Raw genomic sequence first — 10329 nt, 5'->3', positions numbered from 1 at the left:
GATATGCTTGGCGCATGAAAAAGGGAGCCGAAGCTCCCTTGAGACTAAATCATTTTTTAAAAAAACTTAATCGTCGCGATGTACTTTTTCCGCCCGCTCATGAGCTTCCTGCGCCTCGATCGTCATGGTAGCGATCGGCCGCGCGTCAAGACGCCTGAGGCTGATCGGCTCGCCAGTCACTTCACAGTAGCCATATTCGCCTTCTTCGATCCGGCGCAATGCTGCATCGATCTTGGAGACCAGCTTACGCTGGCGGTCACGCGTGCGAAGTTCAACCGACCAGTCCGTCTCGGACGACGCCCGGTCGGCGATATCTGGCTCGCGCAGGTTATCTTGCTGAAGATTCTGAAGCGTTTCCGCGGACTCGCGCTGAATGTCTTTTTTCCATGCTTCCAGTTTGCGCCTGAAATACTCAAGCTGGAGATCGTTCATGAACTCTTCGTCTGGCGACGGCTGGTACCCATCGGGCAATACGGTTGCTGTCGCTGTCATGGTTTCCGTCATCGTCACTCCCTAACAAATACACTTGGCCAGTCTTCGCCAAACAAACCCCCGAAGACCCGGGCCGTTATATAATGTTTTCCGCGAGGCAGCACAAGACGTAATAAAACAGCAACGAAACTGCGGTTCTCAGCATAATAAAAAAGGAGATCAAGTTGTTGGAATCAAACGCCTAGCTTGGCAAGTTCAACTTCCGCGCGAAGCTCGATGTCGGAGAGGATATCGTTAAGCTTGTCATCTTCGGTCTTACCGCGCTGATTCCTTGCAAGGTCAGCAAGCCCGCGCAGATTAGCGATGGGGATGGAACCAAGAAGCAAGCCTTTGCGGACTTCTTCCAGAACATCAAGCATTTCCTCAGCGCGCTGCAGCCCCTTGGACCGGCTTGCGGTCGAGTCTGGTACCTCCTGAAGCGAAAGCAGTGCATTTACCGGCGCCAGCGGGCTTGTGGCAACGGTCCGCGACGCGGCCTGCGCAGGGCTGGAGCTCTCAAGCTCGCCGCCAAAGGCAACGCCGTCTCCTGCCGTCTTGCGAGACGTCTTCTTAATCGTCTTGGATTGTACTTGCCCGGGGCCGGTAATCTTCATGGCTATCAATTTATTCCTTGCAAGCGAGATGAGCAAGCCTTGCTACACCGATCCGGTAAATTTATCCATGTATATCTCATTCACTTTAAGAAAGCGTTACATTTCAACAACCTAATACGCCGCCTTTCTTGGCACGAGTTTCGCATATATGGGGCACAAGATACCACGTCCGGCAAATATGGCCGGGCCAGTTTAAGCAAGGGTGCCGAAGCATGTTGAAAAATTCGCGAGTTCTGACGCTGATCACCGCCGCTATCTTATCGATTGGGCTTGCTGTCCCAAGCGAGGCTGCTGGCTCATCACGCATCAAGGATATTGTATCCGTGGAAGGCATCCGCGAAAACCAGTTGATCGGCTACGGCCTTGTTGTTGGCCTGAACGGCACCGGTGATACGCTGCGAAACACCCCCTACACCGAACAAAGCCTGACCTCGATGCTGGAACGCCTTGGTGTCAACGCCAAAGGCGAGACCATGCGTCCCGAGAATGTCGCGGCGGTAATGGTGACAGCCACCCTGCCGTCCTTCTCACGTCAGGGTAATCGCATTGATGTTAACGTAAGCTCCATGGGTGACGCCGAAGACCTCAAGGGCGGCACTCTGATTGCCACCCCGCTTCTGGGTGCCGACGGCGAAGTTTATGCCGTGGCGCAGGGTGCGGTAGCCGTTGCTGGCTTCAGCGCGTCAGGTGACGCCGCCTCCATCGTGCAAGGTGTTCCCACAAATGGTCGCATCGCCAACGGCGGTATTGTCGAGCGCGAGATCCCTTTTGAGTTGTCGGACCTGACATCAGTGAAGCTGTCGCTGCATAACCCGGACCTGACGACCGCGCAGCGCATCACCAACACCATCAACGGACACATGAAGTCCAGCATGGCGCGTCTTCTTGACCCGGCCACAATCCAGTTGGACCGTCCGATCGGTTATGAACTGGCGCTGGTGGATATCCTGACCAATATCGAGCAACTGACTGTCACACCCGACCAGAAAGCCCGCGTTATTATTGACGAGCGCACGGGCATCATTGTGATGGGCTCTGAGGTTCGCATCAATTCGGTCGCCATCGCGCAGGGCAACCTGACCATCAGCATCTCCGAACAGCCGCAAGTGTCGCAGCCCGGTGCCTTTGCCCAGGGCGGACAGACACAGGTCGTGCCGCGCAGTACGGTAAATGTGGAAGAGTCCGGCACGGAAAAACTGACCGTGCTGCCGCCTTCCGTCACCTTGCAAGACCTTGTAGACGGCCTGAATGCCCTTGGCGTCGGTCCGCGTGACATGATTTCCATCCTACAGGCGGTGAAGGCCTCAGGTGCGATGCAAGCCGAAATTCAGGTGATGTAATGCAAGCGCAAATGATCAATACAGCGCAGTCAAGCGCCATCGAGGCTCAGTTAGCCGCAGCCCGCGAAGGCATCGGCAAGGTTGGCAGCAACCTTACTGAAGCCCAGAAAGCCAAAGCCCGCGAAGCGGCTGAGGAGTTTGAGGCCATTTTCATCGCTCAGATGCTGAACCCGATGTTTGAAACTGTTGAGACCGACAGCCTTATGGGCGGCGGCCCGGCTGAAGGTGTTTACCGTTCGATGATGGTTCAGGAAGCCAGCAAATCCATCGCCAGCAAGGGCGGTATCGGCATTGCCGACAATGTTTATCGTGAACTGTTGAAAATGCAGGAGGTCTGATATGCCACTTGACCCACTTCCGCAAATATCCACGAACAAGGACGCTCCCCCCATTACGGGCCACGGAGCACAACTGGCGCGCCTTACCATCGCGCTGACGGAATTGATCGGGCGTGAAACCGACCTTCTGGAGGCCAGGAAACCACGGGAAGCTCAAAAACTGCACGGCGAAAAAAGTCGTCTGATGGCAGAATACCGTGAGACGCTGAACCGTGTACGCGTTAACGAACACACACTTGGTCCCAAAGGGTCAGAGGAGCGCACGTATCTTCGCAAGCTTACCGATGCTTTCCGTGAAATGCTGCGCGATCACGCCCGTGTGGTACTACGCCTTAAATCCGTCAGCGAAGGTCTTATTCGCAGCGTCGGAGAGGAAGTTTCCAAGCGCAACCGTTCCGTTGTCGGCTACGGCAAAAATGCGGCCCAAACAGCCGCGCGGGCACGGCCCACATCGCTCAGCCTCAATCAGGTGATATGACGGGCAAGGTGATATGACGATCGCAGTGCCATGACAGCCATCATCCCCCCATCCCAGGCAGCCCTTCTGGCTCTGCTGAAACAACCCAACATGAATGCAGCCCGTCTGCCGGACCTTTCCGGCAGCGGGCGTTTTCAGGCTGAACTCCTGAGCTTCCAACGTTCAGAAACTATGAGTGGACAAACCACGACCCAACTTGTTTCAGGCGTGCGCCCTTCGGTCTTCCTGCCCGATGCCACCGCCGCCACATCCAGCGGACAAAGCACAACCCAAAAGCGTGATGTCGGCAAGAAAAAAGACAAAGCCAACACCGCTGGCCACGCGACAGCGCCGGCGCGTCCCCGGCGCTAACCCCTCCACCCCTGCTTCATCTGGAGGCCAGCGTGCCTCACCATAGGCATATGACCCGGCAGATGTTGCATCTACACCTTCGACCAAGCCCCTGATTACCTTGGCTAATTTTACCTCCCTCACCACACACTGATTCAAAGGACGAATTAAATGGTTATATTTCAATGGTTTATATTTATATTTTTTTGGCACACCCATTGCATAGAAGGGAGGCAAGCCGAAAAACGGCCGGGAAAAATGTCATGAGAAGGAGAGGTTAAATGACCTTTTCAATTAATGTGAATGCCAGTGCTCTTGATGCACTTCGGAACCTGAACAACACAAGCAAGCAGCTTGAAACGACGCAGACCCACATCAACACGGGCCTGAAAATTTCCTCCGCAAAGGATAATGCTGCTGTTTTCTCTATCGCGCAAAAGTTGCGTGGTGACCTTAAAGGCCTCAACGCTGTGAAGCAGTCGCTCGATCGTGGTATTTCCACTGTTGACGTGGCGCTCGCCGCTGCTGGCGCCATCTCCGACCTGCTGCTGGAGATGAAAGAAAAAGCCGTTGCGGCCGCCGACCAGGGCCTCGACACCATCAGCCGTAGCGCGCTGAGCCAAGATTTCTCGGCGCTGCGCGACCAGATTACCACGATCGTTGAGAATGCCACCTTTAACGGCACCAACCTCATCGACGGTGGCACGGACGCGATTGTCGCCATCACCAACGCCGACGCGACCCAGACACTGACTGTCAGCCACCAGACCCTGACGCTCAGCAGCACCAATATTCCGATCACCACCAGTCAGCAGATATCGACGCAGGCAAGCGCATCTGCGGCCGTTGGTGATATTACCACAGCGATCAACAACCTGAACGCCGCGCTCACGCGCCTTGGTTCTGGTTCCACAGCACTTGAGCAGAACCGGTCATTTGCTGGCAAACTCGCCGATGTGATCGAGGTGGGGATCGGTAACCTTGTCGATGCCGATATGGCCAAGGAAAGTGCGAACCTGCAAGCGCTGCAAGTAAAACAGCAGCTGGGTGTGCAGGCGCTTTCGATCGCCAACCAGTCGCCACAGTCCATCCTTTCCCTCTTCCAGGGCTAAAGGCTGCCTGATGGCTACACTACATGACATTTTTCGCCTATCGCCAACCGGGGTTGCAGCCGCAGCCCCGGCTAGTGAGAGCCAGGTGTCATATGAACAGGTAAGAAGTTTTCAGTATCAGCCCAGAACAGTTTTGAGCGCCGCCACAACGCGCGCCACGTCATCATCCGTCATCGCCGGATAGATCGGCAGGCTGAGCACCCGGCCATAATAGGCCGCCGCCCCCGGCAGATCCGGGTCCCCGTACAGATCACGATAATAAGGCTGCCACGGCACCGGCACATAGTGCACCTGCGTGCCCACATCCAGCGCCTGCAACTCCCGCATCACGGCAGCACGGTCTTTGCCGGCGCCGTCAAAATCAATCAGCACCGGATAAAGGTGCCAGGCAGAAGCCGCCAGTTTTGTCCGCTTCACCGGGCGCAAGCTGTTGGAAAATTTGGCGAAAGCCTTGTCATACAGGTCGGCAATTTGTGCCCTGCGGGTAATAAACCCCTCAAGCTTGCCAAGCTGACTTAACCCCAGTGCACACTGCATATCCGTCGCGCGGTAATTATAGGCCAGTTCACCCATTTCATAGTACCAGGGGTTTGGTGCGCCGGAAGCGTCAAATCCCTGCGCGTCGACCTTCCAGCGTTCGCTGTCACGTTCCATGTCGTGGCCACGCAACTGCCGCAACCGGCGCGCGACATCACTGTCTGTTGTGGTAACCACACCGCCCTCGCCCATCGCGATGGATTTGACGGGGTGCAGTGAAAAACAGCCGTAATCCTCAAACTGGCCATCGCCGGGATGGCCGCCTTCGTGGTAGCGCGCGCCCAAAGCGTGGCAGCAGTCGGTAATAATGCTGGCACCTTTGGCCTGGGCAAAGTCCTTGACCGCCAGCATCTCGACACACTGCCCGTTCAGGTGCACAGGCATCACCGCCTTGATTGGCCCGTTCGCTGCCTTTGCTGCCGCCTCAAGCGTCTCACGCGTAAGCAGCCCGGTATCAGCATCCACATCGGCAAAAACGACATCCGCCCCTGCCATGCGCACCACGTTAGCGGTCGAGAGAAAGGTTACCGCCGGCACAATCACTTTGTCGCCGGGACCGACGCTCGCAGCAATGACGGCCAGATGCAACGCCGTTGTACCGTTTGAGCATACAACGGCCTCACGCGCACCAACCTTTGCCGCAAAAGCCCTCTCAAATTCTGCTGCCTTAGGCCCCCCTGTCAACGCACCGTGGCGCAACACGTCAACCACGGCTGCGATATCGTCTTCGTCGATGGAGTGACGCCCATAGGGCAAAAAGCCGTCGCTCATGGCTGACCCTATTCCCCGCCTTCCGGGATTTTCGTGAGAATTTCCTGAAGCTCGTCCACGCCCAGCCAGTCATCATTGATGTCGCTGGAATATTCAAAGCCCTCAGGCATGGTCGGGAAACCCTTGTCGGCAAGATCGTCCCTGTCCCAGAAATGCCATTCGGGTTCAATGACATAGCGGTCGCCCATATCTACGGTGTGACTGGCGTTATGCTCTGTGATCATGATCTCATGCAGCTTTTCGCCGGGGCGAATGCCAACATGTTTGACCGGCATACCCGGCGACAGCGCTTCCACCAGGTCAGGGATGCGCATGCTCGGGATTTTGGGTACAAATATCTCGCCGCCCTGTACCATCGGCATACACGACAGGGTGAAGTTGACCGCTTCATCCAGAGTGATCCAGAACCGCGTCATGCGTACATCGGTCACCGGCAGTTCGGTCGCTCCCTTTTTGATCAGGTCACGGAAAAACGGAATGACACTGCCGCGCGAACCCAGCACATTACCGTAGCGCACCACGGCAAAGCGTGTGCCCGTGCCCGACGCCAGCGAATTGGCCGCGACAAAAATCTTGTCGGACGCCAGCTTGCTTGCGCCATAGAGGTTAATGGGATTCACTGCCTTATCGGTCGAGAGCGCGATCACCTGTTTCACGCCCGCCTTGATAGAGGCCTGCACCACGTTTTCCGCACCGATGACATTGGTGCGGATACATTCAAACGGGTTATATTCCGCCAGAGGCACCTGTTTCTGCGCCGCCGCGTGTACCACAACATCCACACCCCGCATCGCCATCGTGAGGCGGTCCACATCGCGTACGTCCCCGATGAAGAAGCGCACTTTTTTAACGTGTTCCTCCGGGATCGTGTTTTGCAGCAGGAAATGATTATATTCGCCGCGGGCAAAGATGATCACCCGCCGCGGTTCATGATTGTCCAGTATTGCTCTCAGGAGCGTCTTGCCAAAAGACCCGGTCCCACCTGTAATGAGGATGGATTTCCCTTTGAGGTCGGTTTTCGAAGTATCAAAACTGCTGATAGCCATGGGCTGCTCCCATTCAACCTTATTCAGGCGCGAGACTAGCACCCCGCACAGGCGCTTCAAAGAACTTCTTTATTTTAGAGCGTGTTAGGTGCGGCGTATCGCGCCCCCCGCTGCGGCCACCAGCGCGCGATATGGCAGCATGTCTTCACCGCACCGCTTGCTCCTTCAGGAACACCGCAGCCGAAAGATATTTCATCGTAGATAGAATAATACACTATTAGGTTTATATTATTTCTGATAAATATATCGTTTAACGAGTAAGTGGGCAACTTAACAGGGGAACAGACAATGACAGGGAAATCGAAACAATATTCCGTATTCTCGCGGATATCAGGGCAGATATTCACAACAGCCGAGCAAGAACAACGCCGCAAAAAAGCACGCACAGCGCGATATATGGGCGTGCTTGCCGCCTTTTCCGCGCTCATCGCAGCACCGGCAGCGGGCTTTGCCGACGACCTGCAACAGGTAGAGACTAACCACCTGCAGGCGGGCGCATCAGCAACCGGGCTGACTGTAAGCAACACCAGCGGCGCGCCGGTGTACCTCAATCTGGTTATCGCGCAGCCGCCAACCACAAACCCGCCCAATTGCAGCAGCCTGGGCGCGCAGATCACATCGCTCGACAGCAGCCACCTCAACCTGACATCCTCGGTAGCGCATAAAACCGTCAGTTTCACATCACCGCCAAGCGTTACGACCAAGGGTGCCTACCTGATGGATGCGGGTGAGACAGTCACCTACACACCAGCGGTCATTCCCTGTGAGGAGAATGGGTCACAAAACTGTTCACCTGCCTTCAACGGCAACTTCTTTTTCACCAAAAGCGTGAACGGCACCACAACCGGCAACAACGGATGCGGCGGTGCGGGCACCACTTACCCCAACGCCACCAATCTGGCCGAATTTGCGCTTAATTTCGGCGTGAATGGCTCGGTCGGCTCGGGATGCGCCAATGCGGATGACACAGACATCAGCATCGTCAACGGTGTGAACGCCAAAATCAAGCTGGTCACCACCGGTGACGGCTGGCCCACAGCCACGAGCACGGCCCAGAACGCCGCCATCGGGCAGAACACCGGCCTGCCGGGTGTGTTTGGCTGGGCCGCGACAAACTGTACCAACCCGCAGGGCTTTCCGACCCCGGGCAACAATTGCCCCGCGCCCGTGAACGCACCAAAAGCGGTGGGCGGTGCCTGCACCGCGCCTGCCACGCTGATCACCGGGCCGGACGGCACAAAATATTGTGCGCAAACCAGCGCGGCCGGCACCTGCAATAACCAGCGCCCCGGCTATACCACCGGCGGCACGGTGGCGATCAGCTACGAAGGCACAATCCCGGCCTATGTTGATGTGGCGGCACCCGGCCTCATTTTTGACAATGCGGCTGCCCAAACCATATGCCCCACCGTGTGCAGCAAGGCCGGCGGTGAGTGGAACCACCAGTGGACAAACATCAACACACCCAGCGTGTGCGGCTGCGGTTTCAGCTACTAGGCCGCGCCCGTCCCACGACACCGCGTGCCGACAGAACACAATGCCTCCACATCCGTGGGGGCATTTCTTTTTTGAGGGCGGCGGCTGACCAGGCCTCATAGTGAGGAACCAGCTTCAGCAACCGGAGCCTGTCAGGCAGGCACCGGTGTTTGGAACATGCTATTCCTCAAGCTTTTCGACAAGCTCAATGGTGTAGTGGCCGTAAGCATTATACTTGCCGGATGTCACACCGTTTTTCACGGTGCCGAAGATGTCGCTGCGCGACTTGGTCCAGCGGTAGGTGATTTTCACCACACCCGCCTCACCGCGGTCAAGCACACCGGCATGAATGGCGGTCAGGGCAATGCCGCTGTTGCCGTCATAGGTGCCATCGCCGAAAACCTTCTGGTTTTCGCCCGGCGTCGCGTCCACAAACATCATGGTGTAGGTGTTCTGCTTCATGCGCATGTTTTCAAAACGATTGGGCGCAAGACCGGCCTGATGCTTCATAACCAGAGCCTCGATCGCCTTGTCCCTGTTGGTCAGGCGTTCCGCCAGCGCGTTTTTCTCTGCCAGGGCGGCACCGTCTTTTTCAAGCTGCACATACCAGCGGTCGCGGCTCCCGGTTTGCAGCATGCCGTCGGCACTGAGGGTCCACACCTCATTCAGATACATATTCAGTGTTTTATGGGTATTGCTGCGCGCGCGCACTTTCACTGATTTGCCGTCCTCTGCCACAGTGAAACCGGCGTCAACCGTCAACTTATCATTGGGGTTGTGGGTGACATACAGGGTGAAGGGCGCAATGCCGGATGCCTCGTCCCCTTCAGGGAAGGTGATCTCTACCCCCGCCGTGCTTTTTTTGTCGCGCCCGGTATATACGCCGCCGTTGCGCATCATCGGGGCTTTGGCGACCCATGTGCCGGCAATTTCCGCACGAAAGGCTGCGATCCGGTCAGCCTTTTCCTTCTCGGCCGCCGCAACGGCAGCATGACGCTCGGCCTCTTGCTGTGCAAGCTTGTCTTCATACGCCTGCTTGAACCCGGCAGCTTCATCCGTGCCTTCAAAGGCATAGCTACCTTCAGCAAACTGGCCAAGTGCCGTGCCATTGACCCGGCTGATGTCGAAGCGGTCAATGTTGACCGACCAGCTGTCTCCCTTCAGGCGCGACGACGTAATGACGGTGCCGTTCAGCTCCTGCCCTTTGCTGTATAGCGTCTTGAGCACGACCTTATCGTCGAACCGGTCCACGACCGAGACAAAGTCATCAGCAAACTCAAGCGTGACGTTGGCCCGGTTCCGGATCAGCGGCTCAACCTGCGAGCCGGCGTTCTCGGTCACCAGAATTTCCACACCGTCAACTTCAAGCCCGCCGGGCAGGTTAAAGGCAATTGCGTTTTTGATATCTTCTTCGCTGGGTTGCTCGTTGCCGCCGGAACAGGCCGCAAGCATAACCATGAATAAAGTGCCCATCAGGGCCCTTGAAAACGTCATCCACCGGTTCATAAATTCCCCCATCGTTCGCTTTTAGGTCATCAGGTTATTAACAGCCACATGCTGAACCAAAAATTAACATGTGACCGTTCCACATTTCCCTTTCTGCCATTCGGCAGCATAACTGGTTTGAATGTTTCAATAATTTCTACGATATCACCAGATACGCCGTTGGCAACCCAAAGTGGCCGCAACACACATGGGGACGTTTCGCGCAGGGTGGCTGGACCTGTTCCCATGCCAGCGATGAGCCGGTCGCGGACTATCTGATCAAGTCGGGCGGGGACCGCCTGAAAGCGCGGTATATCAATGGCGCTGGCGT

General features: G+C 56.5%; 12 protein-coding genes. 6 read left to right on the top strand and 6 right to left on the bottom strand.

Translation table 11 applies throughout. The annotated features are described in order from the left end of the window. Positions 1–66: 66 nt before the first annotated feature. Positions 67–504 (bottom strand): RNA polymerase-binding protein DksA, encoded by a 438-nt coding sequence (gene dksA, locus ACN0VM_RS17580; protein WP_417452201.1) that lies wholly within the window; start codon positions 502–504, stop codon positions 67–69. A gap of 161 nt (positions 505–665) precedes the next feature. After that, a complete protein-coding gene (locus tag ACN0VM_RS17575; protein ID WP_417452200.1) occupies positions 666–1085 on the bottom strand; it encodes a flagellar assembly protein FliX in 420 nt (139 codons plus the stop codon). A 212-nt stretch (positions 1086–1297) separates the two neighbouring features. Between ACN0VM_RS17575 and ACN0VM_RS17570 the strand changes: the two genes are divergently transcribed. The 5 genes from ACN0VM_RS17570 (at position 1298) to ACN0VM_RS17550 (ending at position 4683) form a co-directional block, all read left to right on the top strand. Then, positions 1298–2425, top strand: a complete 1128-nt coding sequence (locus ACN0VM_RS17570; RefSeq protein WP_417452199.1) for a flagellar basal body P-ring protein FlgI — start codon at positions 1298–1300, stop codon at positions 2423–2425. Beyond that, on the top strand, positions 2425–2763 hold the full coding sequence (locus ACN0VM_RS17565) for a rod-binding protein (protein ID WP_417452198.1): 339 nt from the start codon (positions 2425–2427) through the stop codon (positions 2761–2763). The genes ACN0VM_RS17570 and ACN0VM_RS17565 overlap by 1 nt, the downstream gene beginning before the upstream one ends. A 1-nt stretch (position 2764) precedes the next feature. Further along, positions 2765–3241, top strand: coding sequence for a hypothetical protein (locus ACN0VM_RS17560; RefSeq protein WP_417452197.1), 477 nt, complete (start codon positions 2765–2767; stop codon positions 3239–3241). 30 nt (positions 3242–3271) lie between these two features. Further along, positions 3272–3592, top strand: coding sequence for a hypothetical protein (locus tag ACN0VM_RS17555; RefSeq protein WP_417452196.1), 321 nt, complete (start codon positions 3272–3274; stop codon positions 3590–3592). 260 nt (positions 3593–3852) lie between these two features. Then, the gene (locus ACN0VM_RS17550) at positions 3853–4683 is read left to right on the top strand and encodes a flagellin (protein WP_417452195.1); all 831 of its coding nucleotides are present in this window, start codon (positions 3853–3855) and stop codon (positions 4681–4683) included. A 117-nt stretch (positions 4684–4800) separates the two neighbouring features. Here ACN0VM_RS17550 and pseC read toward each other — a convergent pair whose 3' ends face one another. Together pseC and pseB are read right to left on the bottom strand one after the other, a co-directional pair. Then, positions 4801–5991 carry a UDP-4-amino-4,6-dideoxy-N-acetyl-beta-L-altrosamine transaminase gene (gene pseC / locus ACN0VM_RS17545; RefSeq protein ID WP_417452194.1) on the bottom strand — a complete coding sequence of 397 codons (1191 nt, stop codon included), beginning with the start codon at positions 5989–5991 and terminating at the stop codon, positions 4801–4803. A gap of 8 nt (positions 5992–5999) precedes the next feature. Further along, on the bottom strand, positions 6000–7037 hold the full coding sequence (gene pseB, locus ACN0VM_RS17540; protein ID WP_417452193.1) for a UDP-N-acetylglucosamine 4,6-dehydratase (inverting): 1038 nt from the start codon (positions 7035–7037) through the stop codon (positions 6000–6002). 288 nt (positions 7038–7325) lie between these two features. Between pseB and ACN0VM_RS17535 the strand changes: the two genes are divergently transcribed. Further along, positions 7326–8534, top strand: a complete 1209-nt coding sequence (locus tag ACN0VM_RS17535; RefSeq protein WP_417452192.1) for a mannan-binding protein — start codon at positions 7326–7328, stop codon at positions 8532–8534. Positions 8535–8693: 159 nt separating this feature from the next. Here ACN0VM_RS17535 and ACN0VM_RS17530 read toward each other — a convergent pair whose 3' ends face one another. Further along, positions 8694–9971, bottom strand: a complete 1278-nt coding sequence (locus tag ACN0VM_RS17530) for an LCCL domain-containing protein (RefSeq protein WP_417452191.1) — start codon at positions 9969–9971, stop codon at positions 8694–8696. 77 nt (positions 9972–10048) lie between these two features. Continuing rightward, positions 10049–10329, bottom strand: a 281-nt coding sequence (locus ACN0VM_RS17525; protein ID WP_417452190.1) for a hypothetical protein, incomplete at its 5' end; no start/stop codon positions are given.

The organism is Kordiimonas sp. (genome assembly GCF_048260245.1).
Taxonomy (GTDB): Bacteria; Pseudomonadota; Alphaproteobacteria; order Sphingomonadales; family Kordiimonadaceae; genus Kordiimonas.
This window is presented reverse-complemented; position numbering and strand designations above follow the sequence as displayed.

What these genes read in the sequence shown, in the direction of transcription:
- ACN0VM_RS17575 (WP_417452200.1), bottom strand. Translation starts at nt 1,085, where the DNA reads ATGAAGATTACCGGCCCCGGGCAAGTACAATCCAAGACGATTAAGAAG.
- ACN0VM_RS17565 (WP_417452198.1), top strand. Translation starts at nt 2,425, where the DNA reads ATGCAAGCGCAAATGATCAATACAGCGCAGTCAAGCGCCATCGAGGCT.
- ACN0VM_RS17550 (WP_417452195.1), top strand. Translation starts at nt 3,853, where the DNA reads ATGACCTTTTCAATTAATGTGAATGCCAGTGCTCTTGATGCACTTCGG.
- ACN0VM_RS17555 (WP_417452196.1), top strand. Translation starts at nt 3,272, where the DNA reads ATGACAGCCATCATCCCCCCATCCCAGGCAGCCCTTCTGGCTCTGCTG.
- dksA (WP_417452201.1), bottom strand. Translation starts at nt 504, where the DNA reads ATGACGGAAACCATGACAGCGACAGCAACCGTATTGCCCGATGGGTAC.
- pseC (WP_417452194.1), bottom strand. Translation starts at nt 5,991, where the DNA reads ATGAGCGACGGCTTTTTGCCCTATGGGCGTCACTCCATCGACGAAGAC.
- ACN0VM_RS17535 (WP_417452192.1), top strand. Translation starts at nt 7,326, where the DNA reads ATGACAGGGAAATCGAAACAATATTCCGTATTCTCGCGGATATCAGGG.
- ACN0VM_RS17530 (WP_417452191.1), bottom strand. Translation starts at nt 9,971, where the DNA reads ATGGTTATGCTTGCGGCCTGTTCCGGCGGCAACGAGCAACCCAGCGAA.
- ACN0VM_RS17560 (WP_417452197.1), top strand. Translation starts at nt 2,765, where the DNA reads ATGCCACTTGACCCACTTCCGCAAATATCCACGAACAAGGACGCTCCC.
- pseB (WP_417452193.1), bottom strand. Translation starts at nt 7,037, where the DNA reads ATGGCTATCAGCAGTTTTGATACTTCGAAAACCGACCTCAAAGGGAAA.
- ACN0VM_RS17570 (WP_417452199.1), top strand. Translation starts at nt 1,298, where the DNA reads ATGTTGAAAAATTCGCGAGTTCTGACGCTGATCACCGCCGCTATCTTA.